We start from the raw sequence: 17075 nt of genomic DNA, 5'->3' as shown, positions 1-17075 counted from the left end.
CAATGGCAAATCATGCCTGCTGACAGCTTGACTTTCTTACGTATTCTTATTATGTATTATATGCATATTTATGATTTAAGATACCAATGAAAGGTATGGGCAAATGGTCAATGTTTCCGATCGAGACAATTACGTATATTACCGCGCGAAAGGGCGCTCCCTTGAGGCTGTGGAACAAATCCGTCCGGACTATCTGCTACAGCAGCCTTCGTCTTCGACGGCAACCGTGCTGGAAGGGCTGGAAACGCTCGGTATTCTGAAGCCGACGGCGGTACAAATCCATTTGGCCGAAGATGCGCATCCGCGCCCCTATCTGGCCGCGCCGCAAGTATATGAGCTGCCCTTTACCGGCGGCGTGAAAGAATATGTGGTGGAAGTGCCCGTTGATTATAATGGCAACCATACGCCGCCGCCGGATGCGGAAAAACTCTCTGATAAAGAAGCCGCATATGTGAAATCCTATCTGGCGCATGGCGGCGGCTGGGCGGATCCGCGGCCGATGAATGACGCATTGGGGCTGAAACCGCGTTTCGGCACGCATATGCCGTCGGATTATGATGCGCGTACATCACAGCATGTTGCCGTTTCTCCCGCTTTTTCGGGCGGAAATGAAACACGTTATTACCGTGCACCTGTCGATATGACGAACAAGCTGCGGAAATTCTTTAAAAAAGCCGAGCAGGGCGGTACGGCCGCCGTGCAGCATGACCCGCTGTTTAAAATGCTGGTTTCCGATGACGGCAAGACTTTGCCGCAATTCTCCGACTATAAGGCGGCATCCTATCTTGTTTACCGCAATGTCAAAAACTATGTACAGCTGCCGATCGACCGTGAGCGCGATCTGGGGCAGATTGACGACGCAAAGCAACAGGAAGATGCGTTGAAAAACATTTTCGGCGATCCGGATTATGATGCGGGGCTTGTTGCGCGTGTCGAATCGGTGAAACGCGTTGATGCGGCCGAATATTACTGGGTCGCGGCAGATGATTTTGACCGCCAGATCGGTATTCGCCCGCCGCTGGACCCGCCGCCGGCGCTGGAAGACCTGTATTGTGAGACGGTTTTCCGTGCCGAAGGCCGCTCGAAGGCCGTTTTGGAAGAGATTCTGCGTGCGGAAAAAGACCTTTATAAAAACCAGAAAGCGCTTGAATTGATTCTGTTCGGCGAGCCTGATGTCAGTAACAGCTTTAATGTCGGCGGACAGCAGTTCTCGACCTATAAAAGCCAGTTTCATCCCGAATATGACGAAGGAAAGATCGTTGGTATCCGCTGTGACTGGGCACCTTTGTACCCGCATTATCAGGGGATGGAGAATGTCGAGCCGCCGGAGGACTGGGTTGAAGTCAAAAACCGCCCCGGCGTTTACCGTCCGGGTAAAAATGCACCGGAAGAACAGAAAAAACTGTTTGCGCGCCTGTCTTACCCTGATTACAAATCATTTGAAGATGTTTTCGGTGACGAGCCGATTATCGGTGTCCGTAAGGAAAAAGACGCCTATCCGCGCGCCTATCGCGAATGGCCCTTTGTGCATGTACTGCGCAACCAGTTCCTGATTGAATCGCCCGCCGATTATAAAGGTGACGTTTTCCGTCCGACGGATAGTGCGCGTTTGTCGAAAAAGGAATATTACGATTTCCGCAGCATGTGCGGGGATATGTATGAGCCGCATATGATGCTGCGTCAGGAAGGCAGAGCTTTGCCGGATGATTACAGTTATCAACGTCCTGACAATGACCATGCGGAGCGGCGTTATTTCCTCCCCGCAGGGCAGTCGGATAAAATCTATCAGGATTATCTGCAGGAAAAAAACAAGGTTTCGAAACTGCGTAAGGATTTCATCAAAGCGGTTGGCGGCAGTGGCAGCTATGGTTTTTCGATGTCCGGCGAAATTCACCATGTCGAATTCTCTGAGAAAGTGCCGGAAAACTGGCTGCAGCAAAATCGGCACCGTGCATCGCAAGTCGATGATGACGGTAAAATCTATGATGTGACGAAATTTGACTGTGTTCCGGATGAAAGCACGGATGAAGGCCGTGAAAATGCCAAAAAAATGCGCAGCTTTCCGGCAGAGCCGACGCAGGACGATTTGCAGCAACGTCTTGGCATTACATATGGGCGTTTGCGTCTGGATGATTATCAGGGACGGACATTGTTCCGTATTGATGCGGATGCCAAGACCGGTGCTTTAACGCCGCCGCCCGGCGCAATTGAACTGCCGTCTTCGATCATTCAATGGCAACAGGCGGATATGATGGATAAACGTTGCGGTATCAAACCGCCGCCGATGTCTGAGGAATTAAAGGAAGATATTGCGGCATTCCAGAAAAAGATCGAATCCTGCGCAAAAAAAACACCCCCGAAAAACCAGGGGCCGAAGAAAGGCAAAGGCCGCGGCAACAAACGCTAGAAGCGTTCAAGCAGGCGGTCGTAATATTCTTTTTCGAAATCGGGACGCTGATAATCATTTGAGCGCTGGCGCAATTCGCGGATGATTTCCTGAATCTTTGTGCGCTCTTTCTCATCCGGCAAATCAAGGTCAGAGGTGTCGATATTGTCACCGTCCTGACGTCCCAGCGGGTCGCGCTCGCCGTCTTGCGGTCCTTGCGGTTGCCCGCCGCTGCCGATCATCATGACATTTTCCAGCAGGTCGGCAAGGCGTTCCAGCTCCTGATCCATACCTTTTTGCAGGGCTTCCAGAGCTTCCTGCTCACTTTTCAGGGCGGCGGGAATATCCGGTTCTTCCAAGCCGTCGCCGGCCTGTTTCATGAATTGATCTGCCTCGGCCATCGGTTCGGGAACTTCGCCCAGTTTTTCATCCATTTTCTTGCTGATATCGCCAAGTTCTTTGCGGATTTCGCCCTGCTTTTTGGCCAGTTCCTTGCTTTTATCACCGTCTTTCTTGTTCTGCGGTTCTTTTTTCTCCTGCTTGCCCTGCTGATCTTTCTTTTGTTCCTGTTTCTGTTCCTGGCGGTCTTTTTCTTCCTGCGTTTTTTCAATCAGCTCCTGCTGCTGTTCGATCAGTTTTTGCAGATCGCCGATATTTTCAAATTCTTTGTTATCGAAGGGGCGGGCGTTTTTCAGCTTTTCCGGATCCATCTGTTCCATGAATTTACGCATTTGCTCGATCATTTTCTGCATGTTTTCTTTCGAGCCGCCTTCGGACATCTGCTGCCATTGCTGGAACATGCTGCCGACATCCATTTTTTCAGCCAGACGGTCCATCAGCTCCTGTGACATTTGCTGATTTTCCTGACTGCTTTTTTGTTCGTTTTGCATTTTCTCCCGCAATTCCTCGCTGAGTGCCTGCATGTAACGCGCCATGGTTTCCTGCATTTCGGCGGCCAGTTTTTGGAACTCCTCTTCCGTCATGTCGCCTTTTTCCATTTTTTCAGCCAGTTGTTCCAGTGCATTGCGCAAATCACGTGCGGCGACAGCCAGACTGCCGTCCTCAATATGTAAGGCGGTTTTCCACAACAGTTCGCGCACGTTTTTCAGGCGTTTCAGCCATTGATCTTCCGTTTTCTGGTTCATGCGGGAATAGGGTGAGGCGACAAGCCGCTCCAGCGTCATATGCGCAACGCTCAGCGCCAGAAAGACCGTGATGTCATCGCGGTACTGGTCAGGGGCGGTGGCGATGCCGCGCAGGCGTGTCCATGCGTTCAAGCGCTCTGCGGCATTATCCGACCATGCCAGCGTCTGGCGGATTTCGACCAGTGCCTTGGCGACCGGATGTTTGAACTGGCGCATCGGTAGGACGGTTTTAAAAGGGTTGCTTTGTCCGATTTGTCCGCCCGTATCCTCGCCGAGAATGCTGAGAACAACAGCTTGTCCGGCAAAGACCGATTCCGTCATATCGGTGGTGCGCGTTTCCGCGAGCTGTCGTAAGGGCGGGTCCTGCGGGACGGCGATCGGGAAGTGGTATTGCCGTTTTTCCTCCGGTGTCAGCGGCGCTTTATCCAGTTTGCTCTGCAGGGAAGAATCGGGGCTGATATACATGTCCAGCTTGGCGATGCCGTAATCATCCGCAGCACTGTAGGACCATTCTATTTCCTGACTTTCAACTTCGGCGGCTTTTTCTTCCAGCTTGATCTGCGGTGCCTGATCGGGAACGGAGGTCACCGTCCAATGTGCCCGCGTCAGAAAAAAGCGCTTCATCACAACTTCGAAGACTCCGGCCTCCGTAAAGTCGATATCAATACTGTAATGGCCTTCATTGTTGAAGATCAGGTCTTTGCGGGCACCATCCACATAGATTCGCGGCGGGAAGTGGCGGGTTTTTGAAATATGCATGGTCAGCGTACTATCCTGCGGCAGGGTGATTTTACCACCGATGCTTTTTAACGGACCGCTGTGCAGATATTGCGCTTCGCCGCCGGCATAGGCGGGCGGTGTGACCCATGCGGTCACTTCCATCAAAGGCGGTTGCCATGACGGTGTGACGATCTCCGCCATTTCCTGCGGCGGTGTCAAAGCCTGCGTGATGCGCATATTGCGGTTATCACCGGCAAAATAAAATCCGACAGCGAAAATAAGGATGGCCAGAAAACCGAGGCGCCGCGGGTCCTGCTGTTTTAAGGAGCGGTCGGGCTGCAACAGCCGAATCTGCGTCAACTGCTCCCGCGCACGCAGCAGATGCTTTTTCCACAACAGCTTTTGGTCTTCGCTGCGCGTTCCGTGGAAAAGATGATCTGTCAGGTTGTTCAAGGGGCGGTGTGCGACATGGGAGGAGATTTCCAGTTTGCGCATGATATCCCGTACATCCGGCCATTTCAGACGCAGAATGGCGCGCCGGATGAAAAACAGCATTGTGCCGATAAAGGCCAGCAGGGTCAAAGCATGAAGCCACCACGGCATATAGGAGAATAGATCCAGCAGGCCAAGACCGAGATAAAATAACGGCAGCGTCAGCACGGGCCATATTTCAATCACAAAGCTGGTCAGAAACAGCCGGCACTGGCTGAATCTTAAAAGACGGCGTGTTGATTTGGGCAAATTATAAAACGACATATCCCTCATCTTTTTATTATATCACGAAGTTTTACGCCTTAGGGAAGGTTTTTTAAGGACTGTTTTTGACCGGATCGGGATAGGTGCGCGGATAGGTGACCGTCTTGCTGTCTTCAGGCGGCAGAACCTTGGAGGGCTTGATACCGCAGCCGCTCAGCGCAAGGCTTGTAGCGACGGTCAGGCAGCAGAGAAACAGGGATGTTGCGCGGAACATGGCTTTCCTTTAAAAAAGAAGGGAACAGTCAACTCTATCGCAATTCTAATCGAGGGCGAAAATATGGCAAGCAAAAACCGGACGGTGATTATTGGCATTATTGCTGTTATCTGCGTTTTGGCAGCAGGTCTGTTTCTGAAACAGCGCATGGATTCCGGAGAACAGAGACAGCAGCAAATTGCCGTCGAGAAACGTACAAAGGAATTCCGCGCAGAGGCGGAAAAGGCGCGCAAGGAGCAAGAAGAACGTGCGGAAAAGCGCCGCGAAGAACTCAAAAACCGTCCGCCCTTCCGCCCGGACACGACCCGGGAGATTGTGTTCGGCAATATGGATGACGGCAAGGAATATGCGCTGTCTTCCTTTAAAGGGAAATTACTGGTGGTCAATTTATGGGGTATGTGGTGCAAGCCCTGCATCAGGGAATTGCCGCGATTTATGGCAGCGCAGAAATTTTTTCAGGGTGCGCCGGTCGCTTTTGTCGCGGTCTCCATGGATAATACCGGGCAGGCATCGGTTCGGAGGTTCCTCAAACGGCATAATATTGAACTGACGCCGCTTTATATGGATACGCAGCGTTCCATTCGCCACCGTGAAAATATGATGGCACTGCCTGTGACGTGGATTATCGGCCCTGACGGTAAGCTGTTGCGCCGCGTCGAACAGCCCGCGGATTGGGGCAGCAAGGAATCGCAACAATTTATTCTGTTTTATTTAAAGCAAACGGGATTGCTGAAGAAGTAAAGCCGTTTAATGCCGCCAGAAATGCGGTGACAGCATCACCAGCAATGTAAACAGCTCCAGACGTCCGAACATCATGGCAACGGACATGATCCATTTTCCGGCATGGGTCATATCCGCAAAAGTTCCCGCAGGACCGAAGGTCTCGCCAAGAGCAGGACCGACATTTGAAATCGCGGTCACGGCGCAGGACATGGAATCCAGAAAATTCAGTCCGGTCATTTGCAGCAGCAATGCGGTGATTGTGAAGCTGAGTGCGAACAGGAAAAAGAACGACATCACTGACATCTGCACATCCTGGGAAACCGGCTGCTTGTTGTAATAGGGGCGGATACTGGCATGCGGTTTGACCAATTTTGTAATCTGTACATGGGAGACCGCATAGAGAATCTGAAAACGGAAAATCTTGATACCGCAGGTCGTTGAACCGGCACAGCCGCCGATACACATCAGAAAAAAGAACAGCCCTTTGGCAAAGCCGCCCCATGCGGAATAATCCGTTGTGGCATAGCCCGTTCCGGTAATGACGGAGACGGCGTTAAAGCTGGCATAGCGCAAGGCGGAGGCCAGCGGCGCATTAAAAGTAAGGGTCAGATAGAAAATCAGCGACAGGATGGCCAATCCGACGATGCTTAAGAACCATTGCACCTGCGTATCGCGGAAGATAGCCAGCAGATTGCCGCGAATGGCGCGCAGATAAAGCATAAAGGGCAGGGAACTAAGCAGAATAAAGAATGTTGCGGTATATTCCAGCCGGGCGCTGTCGAAAAAACCCATCGATTTGTCATGGGTCGAAAATCCGCCCGTTGCGATGGTTGTCATGGCATGGTTGAGCGCATCGAAACGCGTCATGCCGCCCAGCGCGTAGCAGGCAGCGCAAATAGCTGTCAGCATGACATAGATTGTACCGATCGAGGCGGCAATTTGTGCGGCGCTGGGAAGAACTTTTTCCACATCCATTGCCTCGGTTTTAAAAAGCTGCATGCCGCCGACATTCAATAGCGGCAGGACGGAGAGCGCCATCACAATAATCCCGATTCCGCCCAGCCATTGCAGCATGGAGCGCCACAAAAGCAGTCCCCGCGACATATCGTCCAGATTGGTCAGAACGGTTGCGCCGGTTGTGGTCACGCCGGAAATAGATTCAAACAGCGCATCGGTAAAGCTGATCTCAATATCGGAAAAATACAACGGCAATGAGCCGAACAGCCCGACAACAATCCAGATCAGGTTTGTCATCAAAAAGGCTTCGCGGATGCGGAAGATGAACTTTTTCTCGTAACTTGCAAGAGCGGTCAAAATACCGCAGAAAGCGGTCAAAGCCTGCACAGAGGCAAAGCTTTTCCAGTTCTTATTGTCAAAAAACTCCAGCAGCACCGATGGCAGCATGACGACCGCCAGAATCGTCAATAAAATACCGAGTGAGAAAAAAATGGGCCGGAAGTGCACGGACAGGAACCTTGAGAGTGTTTTTAGATTTTTCTTTTTAACAATTTGTCTTCATTCATACCTATTGTAGCGCGTCAGAACACATAAATGTAGATTTTTGTGTCGTAAACACCTGTAAGAGGTACGATTTTATCGGGTTTTTTCTTGGCAAACTGGAAGGTGCTGCTGATGACAACGCTGCCGGGTTTGAGCTCTTCCGTCATTTTGTCCTCTAGGCCTTCCATGTGCTGATTTGATAAATAACACAATATGATATCGGCATCTTTTAAATCATATTTGTAGATATTTTCGTGGCGGATATTTGTGTCATTGCCAATCGCACGCAGTTTTGAAAACAGATAGGGAAAGAGTGATTTCTCAATTCCCGTTGTGGTCAGCCACGGAAAGCGCTTGGTCGCGCTGCGGGCCATACCGCCCCAGCCGCAGCCCAGCTCCACGATATTGGCGTGTCCGTCTTTGGCGTATTCCTCAATCAGTCCCATCATATGCGCACGGACTTTCGGAGTCGTGGGCATGCAGGAAACGCCGAGACGCTGCTGATAATATTCGTTGAAAAGCGTGACGAACAGCAGTACAACTGTACAGACAAGCGATAGGGTCAGGATGATCTCCAACATTTTACGGGGCTTCGCCTTTCACGTCGCATATGGTCAATCAAAACAAGTTATAATAACAGCAGATGAATACCAATACATCAAATTTTCCGTGTCATACCACCGATGTTGTTGTCATCGGTGCCGGTCCGGTTGGATTATTCGCTGTCTTTGAGTGCGGTATGCTGGGTATGTCCTGCCATGTTATTGATGCGCTGGAAAGCCTTGGCGGTCAATGCGCGGCGCTGTATCCGGAAAAGCCGATCTATGATATTCCTGCGCATCCTGTGCTGGAGGCGGGGCAGTTGATCGAGAACCTGATCAGCCAGATTGAGCCGTTTGATCCGGTCTATCATTTAAATCAACAGGCTGTGTTTATGAAGGAAGACGGTGCAGATGGCTGGTGCGTGACGACCACGACGGGAACACAGATTCGCGCCAAGGCGGTTGTGATCGCGGCGGGTGTCGGCGCTTTTGGACCGAACCGCCCCCCGCTGGACGGTCTTGCGGATTATGAAGGGACATCGGTTTTTTATATGGTGCGCCGCCGTGACGATTTTAAAGGCAAGCGGCTGGTGATTGCCGGCGGCGGTGACAGCGCTGTTGACTGGGCCGTCTCTTTGGCTGATGTCGCGGAAAAAATCTATGTGGTGCATCGCCGCGACAAATTCCGCGCCGCGCCGGAAACGGTACGCCGTATGCACGAACTGGCAGAGCAGGGCGATGTTGTGGAAATCGTGACACCGTATCAGCTGGGCGCGTTGCACGGGCGGGACGGTATCATGACGGCACTGGAAGTGACAGATTTTGACGGCGGCAGCCGGATGCTGGAGGCGGATATATTGCTGCCGTTTTTCGGTCTGGCCAGTAAAATCGGCCCGATTGCCGATTGGCAGCTGGAATTGCAGCAAAACCATATCGTTGTTGATCCGTCTACTTGCGAGACCAACCGTGCGGGTATTTTTGCCGTCGGGGATATTGCGTGTTATAAGAACAAGCTGAAACTGATTCTGACGGGTTTTTCCGAGGCGGCAACGGCAGCGCATGCGATTCACCCGCGTGTATTCCCGGGGCAGGCACTGCATTTTGAATATTCGACAAGCAAGGGTGTGCCTCTATAAGGCCGGAACGATAAAAATAATAAAATAACAGGGAGTTACAGCTTAATGTTTATCCAAACGGAAATCACACCTAACCCCGCAACGCTAAAATTTTTACCGGGATGCGAGGTAATGCCGTCCGGTTCTGCCGAATTTAAGACGGGTGATGAAGCGGAAAAAAATTCACCGCTGGCGCATAAGCTGTTTTCTCTGCCCGAAGTGCGCGGCATTTTTCTGGGCAAGGATTTCATTTCCGTGACCAAGGCGGAAGATACGGATTGGAATGATTTGAAACCGGCGGTGCTGGATATCGTGATGGAGCATTTCACGCTGGGACATCCCGTAATGCTGGACGAGGCGCTGGATGCCGTGCGCAATGATGCGGAAAAAACACATGCGCCCAGTGATCTGGACAGTGAAATCGTCAAACAGATCAAAGAATTGTTGGATACGCATATCCGTCCCGCCGTGGCGCGTGACGGCGGTGATGTTTTATTCGATTCTTTTGAAGACGGGATTGTTTATCTGCATATGCAGGGCGCGTGTTCCGGCTGTCCGAGTTCGACGATGACGTTGAAATCCGGCGTGCAGAACCTTTTGCAGCATTTTATTCCCGAAGTTGTGGAAGTGCGCGCAGTTGAAATCTAGAGATCGGGCAGTATCGGACGGGTTGATTTTTTTGAAAAATTAACTGTATCTCAACCTGTCATCTGCTAGGATTTAAAAAAAAGAAGGACGAAAGAGGGTTGAATGCAAGATAACGATGATGCTTTTAGATACGACCGCATGGTGGAAGAGGCGCTGCGCGGCGTTGTTCGTGCAGCTTTGCGGGAAACGGCTGAAACCGGACTTGTGGATGACCACCATTTCTACATTACTTTCCAGACCAAGCACAAAGGCGTGGAAATGCCGGATTATCTCAAGGAACGCTATCCCAATGAGATGACGATTGTTTTGCAGCATCAATTCTATGATCTTGAAATTGCAAAAGAATTTTTCTCCGTCATGCTCAGCTTCAACAATGTGCCGGAAAAACTGGTCGTGCCGCTTGATTCGATCACCATTTTCGCGGATCCCTCGGTGAATTTCGCGCTGCAATTCCAGCCGTTGCACCCCGGACAGGAAGATGAGGATGACGGGCAGGATGATGAACTGAATTTGAAAGACGGTGAAAAGACGGGGCAGGTCATTTCACTCGACAGTTTCCGCAGTAAAAAAGAAAATGACGATTGACGCAAAATCAATCGCGCGTAATCAAAAAAAAATGACAGCAAAAAAGAATGAGACTGCGGGCAATCATGCCATTGTCGTCCAAAATCTCGAAAAAGTTTTTGGCAATATCCGTGCGGTAGACGGGATCAGTTTTTCCGTTCCTTTCGGCAGCACGACAGCACTGCTGGGCGGTAACGGTGCCGGAAAAACCACCACATTATCAATGCTGCTTGGTATTCTTTATCCCAGCGCAGGGTCGATCGCGGTGCTGGGCCATGACATGACGAATGACCGCTATGCCGCGCTGGAGCGCATGAATTTTGCCTCGCCTTTTACGGATTTGCCGCGCCGCCTGACGGTGCGTGAAAATCTGACGGTGTACGGACGGCTTTATTCCGTCCCCGACCTGCGGGAGAGGATTGACGAGCTGGCGGAAGGCTTTGTTTTTACTGATTTCCTTGACCGCCATTACGGCAAAATTTCCGCAGGTCAACAGGCGCGGGTCGCCTTGGCAAAATCGCTGCTGAATAAACCGGATGTTCTGCTGCTTGACGAGCCGACAGCCTCGCTGGATCCTGATATGGCCGATAAAATCCGCAGTTATATCGAAAAATACCGCAAAAAGACCGGCGCGACGATTCTGCTGGCCTCCCACAATATGCCGGAAGTCGAAAGATTATGTGACAATGTCTTGATGATGCGGCAGGGCAAGATTGTGGATGTCGGTGCGCCGCAAACCTTGATTCACCGCTATGGTCTGCGCAATATGGAGGATGTCTTCCTGAAGGTTGCGCGTGATCATGGGAAAGACAAGGCCGTGGCGGCGCTGTTGCAGAAGAAGAAAAAAGCCGCTCCCAAAAAAGCTGTTAAGAAGAAAGCGATTAAAAAAGCCGCTACAAAAAAAACGGCTGCCAAGAGAAGAAAGGGCTGAAAAAATGATGAGTTTCGGCCGTATTTACGCGATGATCCTGCGCTATTTCTATATTCTGCGCAAATCCTGGCCGCGTATTCTGGATCTGATCTATTGGCCGACCATGCATATGGTGCTGTGGGGCTTTATCAGTCAATATTTCGCGGCTTCGTCGGCGCATATTCCTTATGTTGTCGGGGCGCTATTGGGCGCGGCACTGCTTTGGGAAATGCTGTTCCGTTCACAGCTGAGTGTATCACTGTCCTTTATGGAGGAGTTGTGGTCGCGCAATATCGGTCATCTCTGCGTTAGTCCGTTGCGTCCGGCGGAATGGATTGTGTCGATGATCTGCATCAGTATTATCCGCACGCTGATCGGGGTGACGCCTGTGCTGTTTCTGGCGATGTGGATTTACGATTTCAATATTTTCAGTATCGGCCTGCCGCTGGCGGCGCTGATTATCAATGTATGGGTGATGGGCTGGTGGCTGGGGCTGTTTATCACCTCTATTTTAATGCGGGCAGGGTTGGGGGCGGAAGGGTTCTGTTATGCGCTGACCTTCCTGTTTGCACCGCTTTGCGCCGTTTATTATCCGATCAGCGCTTTGCCGGAGGCCGTGCAGGTGGTTTCACGGGCGCTGCCGGCCTCGCATGTGTTTGAAGGCTTGCGCGGCATCCTGCTGAACGGGGAATTTCATGCGGAATATCTGTGGCGGGCGGCGGGGCTGAATGCGGTTTATTTTGTCATTGCGACGGGATGTTTTTTCTGGTCTTTGGACCGGTCGCGCAAACATGGCGGATTATTGCAGACAGGAGAGTGAGTCATGCTTGCAATCCACGGCGCGCTTGCGCATAATGGGCGCGAAATTTGTACAGATGTTGTGCCGTTAACAGTAATCAGGAGTATAGAAGATGGATAATTTCCAAAGACGGTTAAGTGCTTTTGAGGCAAAATTCCAGCACGATCAGGAAATGATCTTCAAAGTCAGCGCCCGGATGGTGAAGCTGTTTGGATTATGGGCGGCGGAACAGATGAAACTGGGCGAGACTGAGGCCAAAGCCTATGCCGAGCATTTGGTGTCTTTCGATCTGGACGAGCCGGGTTTTGAAGATGTGATTGGCAAAGTGCAGCAAGACCTGCCGGGCGTATCCGAATCCCGCCTGTGGCTGGAGCTGGGCCGCTGCCATGAAGAGGCACTCGCAAGCGTCGAAGCATCGAATGCCGCCGCTGAGGAAGCCGTTTAACCTTTCAGACAATCAATTGTGATTATTTCTTGTCGCGGTAGTTTTTCTCGCGGAAGTCTTGGCGCGTGGCGTAGCTTTTGACATCTTCAAAGCTTTTATCCATGGCAACCGCCGCCAGCAACGAAGAAACGGAGCCGATGACACGGCCTTGCAATACGGCATCCGCGTCGGCTTTGCCGTCATTGTCCAGACGTACCTCCACCAGACCGAAGCTGCTGTCGAGTTTGTCCGTGATATTGCGGGGCAGGCGCATCCGGTTGCGGAACAGCATCGGCTGCGCATCCAGATCAGCCAATTCATATTGCGGTGTAAAATGCAGATGCCCGTCATCTGTCATACCGTCCAGCACATCGCCTTCGGCATTGATAATGACATATCCGAAAAGACGATTTTCCTGATGGTATTGATTTTTATCGTTATTCAGCATTACACACCCCTATTTTTGCATTCGCCGCCATAGTAAAGAATCACACACACAATATTATTATACATAATAAATAGATAAAATGCAAATATGTAAAATATATTTCTATGCGTTAACTCTTGTCTTTTGCAGTGCAGCAGGTGTAAAAAGGCTTTAGGGTAAGAGATCATTTTTAATCAGGAGGGAATATCATGACAGCACGTGTTGCCATTAACGGTTTTGGACGTATCGGACGCCTTGTTCTGCGCGCGGCCTTTGAATCAGGACGCAATGATGTCGAAATCGTTGCCATTAACGATCTAGCGGATGTAAACACCAATGCGCATTTGTTGAAATACGACACGGTACACGGACGTTTTAACGGGGATGTCTCGGTTGCAAACGGCAATCTGATTATCAACGGCCATGAAGTGAAATGTATTCAGGAACGCGACCCGACGGCGCTGCCCTGGGGTGATATGGGCGTTGATGTGGCGATGGAATGCACGGGTATTTTCACCGGACGCGAAGCCGCAGGCAAACATCTGGAAGCGGGTGCGCGCAAAGTGCTGATTTCCGCCCCCGGTACGGATGAAGATATTACGGTTGTTTACGGCGTGAACAGTGATGCTTTGACGGGCGATCACAAAATCGTCTCCAACGCCTCCTGCACCACGAACTGTCTGGCACCTGTTGCCGCTGTTCTGCATGAGACGGTCGGTATCAAACACGGCTTTATGACGACCATCCACAGCTATACCGGCGATCAGCGTATTGTTGATACGATGCATAAAGACCTGCACCGCGCACGGGCAGGGGCTTGCAACATGATCCCGACTTCAACGGGTGCGGCGCGTGCTGTCGGCAAAGTACTGCCCCAGCTGAAAGGCAAGCTGGACGGCGTGGCTATTCGTGTGCCGACCCCGAATGTCTCGGTTGTTGATCTGAAATTCGTTGCGGAAAAAGACACGACGGTCGAAGAAATCAACGCCGCGATCAAAGCGGCGGCTGACGGTGCCATGCACGGTGTGCTGGGCTATTATGACGAGCCGCTGGTCTCCAGCGACTTTAACCATGATCCCCGTTCTTCTATTTTCGCACTGAACGAGACCAAAGCGCTGGATGGCCGTCTGATCCGTGTGATGAGCTGGTATGACAACGAATGGGGTTTCTCCAGCCGTATGTCGGATACGGCTGTGAAGCTGGCATCTCTCTAAATCATTGTATTTTAACGCATAGTCAACCTTATTCCTGTAAAATGGAATAAGGTATGACAGCGATTTCTGGTGTACAGTTTTCTATTCCTGTGCAGCGTCCGGCCGCCATTGCGCCGGAGCAGGCTTCTGCACGGCAAAATCAGCAACAAACCAATGCCGAAGGGCTGACGGAGGCGGAAGAAAAAACCGTCCGTGAGCTAAAACAGCGTGATATCGAAGTGCGCGCCCATGAACAAGCGCATAAATCCGTTGGCGGCCCGTATGCCGGTGCGGTCAGCTTTGATACGGTCACAGGACCGGACGGGCGTGAATATGCCGTCGGGGGTGAAGTGCAGATTGACGCATCAGCCGTGCGCGGCAATCCGGAAGAAACCATCCGTAAAATGGAGATCGTCATCCGCGCGGCTTTGGCACCGGCGGAGCCGTCACCGCAGGATGTGCAGGTCGCGGCGCAGGCGCAGCAGACCAAATTGCAGGCGCAGGCCGAATTGCGTCAGGAGCGTGCGGAAGAAGCTGCGGAGCGGCGCGGTGAGGGTGGACAGCAAAACGGGCTGTTGGCCGCATTGCAGGCATTTTCCGATGCGGAAAAGACCACGCGACAGACCACGGAAGATATCACGGGCATCTTGCTGGACATTGCCGTTTAGGCTTTATCCTTCGGGGAGGATTTGCTAGACTTCCCGTGCGAATAACCCTATTTCAACAGCAAGAGGTGCGAAAATGAGCAAAACAGGACTGAAGCCCGGCGTTGTCACCGGTGAGGAATATCTGACACTGGTGAAAGCCTGTAAGGATGGCGGCTATGCATTGCCGGCTGTCAATGTTGTCGGTACAAATTCCGTCAATGCAGTACTGGAAGCGGCGCAAAAGAATAAATCCGATGTCATTATCCAGCTGTCTAACGGCGGCGCGGAATTCTATGCCGGAAAAGGCATGGAAGACGGATTTGCGGCAAAAGTTCTGGGCGCGGTCGCTGCGGCCAAACATGTGCATCTGCTGGCGGAACATTACGGCGTTTGCGTTGTTCTGCATACCGACCATGCCAACCGTGCGCTGATCCCCTGGGTCGAGGCGATGCTGGATCATGGCGAACAGCATTTCAAAGAAACGGGCAAGCCGCTCTTTACCTCGCATATGCTGGATCTGTCGGCGGATGATATTGATTTCAACCTGTCGGAATCCGCACGTTTGCTGAAACGCATGGTGCCGCTTGGCATGAGTATCGAGATTGAGCTCGGCGTAACAGGCGGCGAGGAGGACGGTGTCGGCTCCGATGATGATATCGGTGCGGATAACCCGCATCTTTACACGCAGCCGGAAGACTGTCTGCGTGCCTATGAAACACTGAATCCGATCGGACATTTCACGCTTGCGGCCTCTTTTGGCAATGTTCACGGCGTTTATAAGCCCGGAAACGTCAAATTACGCCCTGAAATCCTGAAAAATTCGCAGGATCTGGTGCAAAAGAGCCATAATACGGGTAAAAACCCGCTTGATCTGGTCTTCCATGGCGGTTCCGGCTCTGAAAAGGCGAAAATTTCGGAATCTTTGACCTATGGCGTTTTCAAAATGAATATCGATACGGATACGCAATTTGCATTCGCCGCGCCTGTCGGCAAATATGTCGAAACCAATGCGAAAGCCTTCAAATATCAGATCGATCCTGAAGACGGCACGCCGTATAAAAAGCAATATGATCCCCGTAAATGGCTGCGGGAGGCGGAAAAAGGCATGGCGGCACGTCTGGATGAGGCATTTGCCGATCTTGGTGCGGCAGGAAAGTCTTTGGCGCTAAAAAAAACGGATGAGCTTGCCGCTTAAGGCTGCGGGCTAGGTTTTTTCGGCTTTTTTAGGAAATTTCTAGGTTTTTGCGCGCGCCTGCTGCCGGTGGATCTGGCAGGGGGTGCAGCGTACGACCTCGTCATCCTCCAGCTCATAGAACATGATAAAGCCGCGCTCCAGCGCTTCTTCAAGGTAATCGCTGCTTAAATCCTTGATGATGATCAGGGCTTCAGGGGTTTCGACTTGCAGACACTGATCGGGGCTGATCTGAAAATGCAGACCTTCGCCGTTGATTTTATCGAATTCCTTTAATTTGCTCACCAGTACCGTTACGCCGGTATGCATGGTGAACATGACTTCGTAATCAGTAATGGATTTTTCCTGAGCCATTATTTGCGCCCGTATCGTTTTTGCCCTAATTTATAGCTTACCAGAAACATTCTTAACAAAGCGTTGCAATCATGGGGAAAGACACAGAAAAACGAATCGCGCTGTCGGTGCAGGATGATGTGCTGGCGGATGCGTTGGAAGCCTTTCTGTCTGTGCATTACACATTGTTGCGTGATGACGGAAAAGCGGAATATGACCTGCGCTTGGTGGATCATGCGGCGGAGAGGAACGATGGGCGCGATTTGGCCGTCAAGATACCGCTGCGTGCCGGGGTGCTTTTGGATATGATCGGACAGTTTTTTGCCCGGCAGGAAGCGGCAAGCCTGAAGCAGGTTCTGACAATCGGAAAATGCCGCTTTATTCCTGCGGAACGGATTTTGCGCCTGAAATCGGGGAGCGGGGAAGCATCCCTGACCGAAAAAGAGGCTGATATTCTGCTGTATCTTTATAACCGTACAGGAGAGAATGTGACCCGGGCGGAATTGCTGGAAAATGTCTGGAAATATAATGCCGCAGTCAATACCCGCACGCTGGAAACTCATATTTACCGCCTGCGGCAGAAGATTCAGGCTCTTTCGGGAGAGCCGCTGATTGAAACGGGCGAAGAAGGCTATATCTTCACGGGAAACAAAAAAAAATAGCCGGGATGAGAACATCCCGGCTACAATTTCATTCAACCAACTTTGGAGCGAGCAATACACATTCAACTGAAGACTTAAAACCCTATAATTCCAGTATTGCATAACAATATTAAGTTTTCGTAAAATTTTTTGCAAATTGCTCTTTTTCGCGGAGAAGCGCCATATATAAGAAATA

General features: G+C 51.3%; 18 protein-coding genes. 12 read left to right on the top strand and 6 right to left on the bottom strand.

Annotated features, from left to right (window positions below):
* Nucleotides 1-103: 103 nt before the first annotated feature.
* The gene (locus HND56_07025) at nucleotides 104-2407 is read left to right on the top strand and encodes a hypothetical protein (protein QKK05448.1); all 2304 of its coding nucleotides are present in this window, start codon (nucleotides 104-106) and stop codon (nucleotides 2405-2407) included.
* Here the strand turns inward: HND56_07025 and HND56_07020 are convergent.
* Together HND56_07020 and HND56_07015 are read right to left on the bottom strand one after the other, a co-directional pair.
* On the bottom strand, nucleotides 2404-5007 hold the full coding sequence (locus HND56_07020) for a DUF4175 family protein (protein QKK05447.1): 2604 nt from the start codon (nucleotides 5005-5007) through the stop codon (nucleotides 2404-2406). The genes HND56_07025 and HND56_07020 overlap by 4 nt on opposite strands.
* A 52-nt stretch (nucleotides 5008-5059) precedes the next feature.
* Complete coding sequence (locus HND56_07015) at nucleotides 5060-5221, bottom strand: hypothetical protein (protein ID QKK05446.1); 162 nt, start codon at nucleotides 5219-5221, stop codon at nucleotides 5060-5062.
* A 63-nt stretch (nucleotides 5222-5284) separates the two neighbouring features.
* Between HND56_07015 and HND56_07010 the strand changes: the two genes are divergently transcribed.
* Nucleotides 5285-5962: a TlpA family protein disulfide reductase gene (locus HND56_07010; GenBank protein QKK05445.1), complete on the top strand. Its 678-nt coding sequence runs from the start codon at nucleotides 5285-5287 to the stop codon at nucleotides 5960-5962.
* 6 nt (nucleotides 5963-5968) lie between these two features.
* Here HND56_07010 and HND56_07005 read toward each other — a convergent pair whose 3' ends face one another.
* Together HND56_07005 and HND56_07000 are read right to left on the bottom strand one after the other, a co-directional pair.
* Nucleotides 5969-7408, bottom strand: a complete 1440-nt coding sequence (locus HND56_07005; protein QKK05444.1) for a TrkH family potassium uptake protein — start codon at nucleotides 7406-7408, stop codon at nucleotides 5969-5971.
* A 74-nt stretch (nucleotides 7409-7482) separates the two neighbouring features.
* On the bottom strand, nucleotides 7483-8025 hold the full coding sequence (locus tag HND56_07000; GenBank protein ID QKK05443.1) for a class I SAM-dependent methyltransferase: 543 nt from the start codon (nucleotides 8023-8025) through the stop codon (nucleotides 7483-7485).
* Nucleotides 8026-8087: 62 nt separating this feature from the next.
* Here HND56_07000 and HND56_06995 point away from each other — a divergent pair, with 62 nt between their 5' ends.
* The 6 genes from HND56_06995 (at nucleotide 8088) to HND56_06970 (ending at nucleotide 12467) form a co-directional block, all read left to right on the top strand.
* Nucleotides 8088-9122 carry an NAD(P)/FAD-dependent oxidoreductase gene (locus HND56_06995; GenBank protein ID QKK05442.1) on the top strand — a complete coding sequence of 345 codons (1035 nt, stop codon included), beginning with the start codon at nucleotides 8088-8090 and terminating at the stop codon, nucleotides 9120-9122.
* Nucleotides 9123-9167: 45 nt separating this feature from the next.
* Complete coding sequence (locus tag HND56_06990; GenBank protein ID QKK05441.1) at nucleotides 9168-9749, top strand: NifU family protein; 582 nt, start codon at nucleotides 9168-9170, stop codon at nucleotides 9747-9749.
* A 102-nt stretch (nucleotides 9750-9851) separates the two neighbouring features.
* The gene (locus HND56_06985) at nucleotides 9852-10334 is read left to right on the top strand and encodes a hypothetical protein (GenBank protein QKK05440.1); all 483 of its coding nucleotides are present in this window, start codon (nucleotides 9852-9854) and stop codon (nucleotides 10332-10334) included.
* A 31-nt stretch (nucleotides 10335-10365) separates the two neighbouring features.
* Complete coding sequence (locus HND56_06980; GenBank protein QKK06590.1) at nucleotides 10366-11244, top strand: ABC transporter ATP-binding protein; 879 nt, start codon at nucleotides 10366-10368, stop codon at nucleotides 11242-11244.
* A gap of 4 nt (nucleotides 11245-11248) precedes the next feature.
* A complete protein-coding gene (locus HND56_06975; GenBank protein QKK05439.1) occupies nucleotides 11249-12043 on the top strand; it encodes an ABC transporter permease in 795 nt (264 codons plus the stop codon).
* A 91-nt stretch (nucleotides 12044-12134) separates the two neighbouring features.
* Complete coding sequence (locus HND56_06970; protein ID QKK05438.1) at nucleotides 12135-12467, top strand: DUF1476 domain-containing protein; 333 nt, start codon at nucleotides 12135-12137, stop codon at nucleotides 12465-12467.
* Nucleotides 12468-12489: 22 nt separating this feature from the next.
* Here the strand turns inward: HND56_06970 and HND56_06965 are convergent, their stop codons facing one another.
* Nucleotides 12490-12894 carry a hypothetical protein gene (locus tag HND56_06965; protein QKK05437.1) on the bottom strand — a complete coding sequence of 135 codons (405 nt, stop codon included), beginning with the start codon at nucleotides 12892-12894 and terminating at the stop codon, nucleotides 12490-12492.
* 188 nt (nucleotides 12895-13082) lie between these two features.
* Here HND56_06965 and gap point away from each other — a divergent pair, with 188 nt between their 5' ends.
* The 3 genes from gap (at nucleotide 13083) to fbaA (ending at nucleotide 15908) form a co-directional block, all read left to right on the top strand.
* Nucleotides 13083-14087 carry a type I glyceraldehyde-3-phosphate dehydrogenase gene (gene gap, locus HND56_06960; GenBank protein ID QKK05436.1) on the top strand — a complete coding sequence of 335 codons (1005 nt, stop codon included), beginning with the start codon at nucleotides 13083-13085 and terminating at the stop codon, nucleotides 14085-14087.
* A gap of 53 nt (nucleotides 14088-14140) precedes the next feature.
* Nucleotides 14141-14734 (top strand): hypothetical protein, encoded by a 594-nt coding sequence (locus HND56_06955; protein QKK05435.1) that lies wholly within the window; start codon nucleotides 14141-14143, stop codon nucleotides 14732-14734.
* 73 nt (nucleotides 14735-14807) lie between these two features.
* On the top strand, nucleotides 14808-15908 hold the full coding sequence (gene fbaA, locus HND56_06950) for a class II fructose-bisphosphate aldolase (GenBank protein ID QKK05434.1): 1101 nt from the start codon (nucleotides 14808-14810) through the stop codon (nucleotides 15906-15908).
* A 39-nt stretch (nucleotides 15909-15947) separates the two neighbouring features.
* On the opposite strand, the gene HND56_06945 is transcribed toward fbaA, so the two are convergent.
* Nucleotides 15948-16259 (bottom strand): hypothetical protein, encoded by a 312-nt coding sequence (locus HND56_06945; protein QKK05433.1) that lies wholly within the window; start codon nucleotides 16257-16259, stop codon nucleotides 15948-15950.
* Between the two features lie 71 nt (nucleotides 16260-16330).
* Between HND56_06945 and HND56_06940 the strand changes: the two genes are divergently transcribed.
* A complete protein-coding gene (locus HND56_06940; GenBank protein ID QKK05432.1) occupies nucleotides 16331-16900 on the top strand; it encodes a winged helix-turn-helix transcriptional regulator in 570 nt (189 codons plus the stop codon).
* The last annotated feature ends 175 nt before the right edge of the window (nucleotides 16901-17075 follow it).

This window comes from Pseudomonadota bacterium (genome assembly GCA_013285465.1).
GTDB lineage: Bacteria > Pseudomonadota > Alphaproteobacteria > Micavibrionales > CSBR16-224 > CSBR16-224.
This window is presented reverse-complemented; position numbering and strand designations above follow the sequence as displayed.

Excerpts from the sequence above, each read along its gene's own strand:
- HND56_07000 (QKK05443.1), bottom strand. The coding sequence starts at position 8,025 with ATGTTGGAGATCATCCTGACCCTATCGCTTGTCTGTACAGTTGTACTG.
- HND56_06980 (QKK06590.1), top strand. The coding sequence starts at position 10,366 with ATGACAGCAAAAAAGAATGAGACTGCGGGCAATCATGCCATTGTCGTC.
- HND56_06995 (QKK05442.1), top strand. The coding sequence starts at position 8,088 with ATGAATACCAATACATCAAATTTTCCGTGTCATACCACCGATGTTGTT.
- HND56_06975 (QKK05439.1), top strand. The coding sequence starts at position 11,249 with ATGATGAGTTTCGGCCGTATTTACGCGATGATCCTGCGCTATTTCTAT.
- HND56_06990 (QKK05441.1), top strand. The coding sequence starts at position 9,168 with ATGTTTATCCAAACGGAAATCACACCTAACCCCGCAACGCTAAAATTT.
- HND56_07010 (QKK05445.1), top strand. The coding sequence starts at position 5,285 with ATGGCAAGCAAAAACCGGACGGTGATTATTGGCATTATTGCTGTTATC.
- HND56_06965 (QKK05437.1), bottom strand. The coding sequence starts at position 12,894 with ATGCTGAATAACGATAAAAATCAATACCATCAGGAAAATCGTCTTTTC.
- HND56_07015 (QKK05446.1), bottom strand. The coding sequence starts at position 5,221 with ATGTTCCGCGCAACATCCCTGTTTCTCTGCTGCCTGACCGTCGCTACA.
- HND56_07020 (QKK05447.1), bottom strand. The coding sequence starts at position 5,007 with ATGTCGTTTTATAATTTGCCCAAATCAACACGCCGTCTTTTAAGATTC.
- gap (QKK05436.1), top strand. The coding sequence starts at position 13,083 with ATGACAGCACGTGTTGCCATTAACGGTTTTGGACGTATCGGACGCCTT.
- HND56_06985 (QKK05440.1), top strand. The coding sequence starts at position 9,852 with ATGCAAGATAACGATGATGCTTTTAGATACGACCGCATGGTGGAAGAG.
- HND56_06955 (QKK05435.1), top strand. The coding sequence starts at position 14,141 with ATGACAGCGATTTCTGGTGTACAGTTTTCTATTCCTGTGCAGCGTCCG.
- fbaA (QKK05434.1), top strand. The coding sequence starts at position 14,808 with ATGAGCAAAACAGGACTGAAGCCCGGCGTTGTCACCGGTGAGGAATAT.
- HND56_06970 (QKK05438.1), top strand. The coding sequence starts at position 12,135 with ATGGATAATTTCCAAAGACGGTTAAGTGCTTTTGAGGCAAAATTCCAG.
- HND56_07025 (QKK05448.1), top strand. The coding sequence starts at position 104 with ATGGTCAATGTTTCCGATCGAGACAATTACGTATATTACCGCGCGAAA.
- HND56_06945 (QKK05433.1), bottom strand. The coding sequence starts at position 16,259 with ATGGCTCAGGAAAAATCCATTACTGATTACGAAGTCATGTTCACCATG.
- HND56_06940 (QKK05432.1), top strand. The coding sequence starts at position 16,331 with ATGGGGAAAGACACAGAAAAACGAATCGCGCTGTCGGTGCAGGATGAT.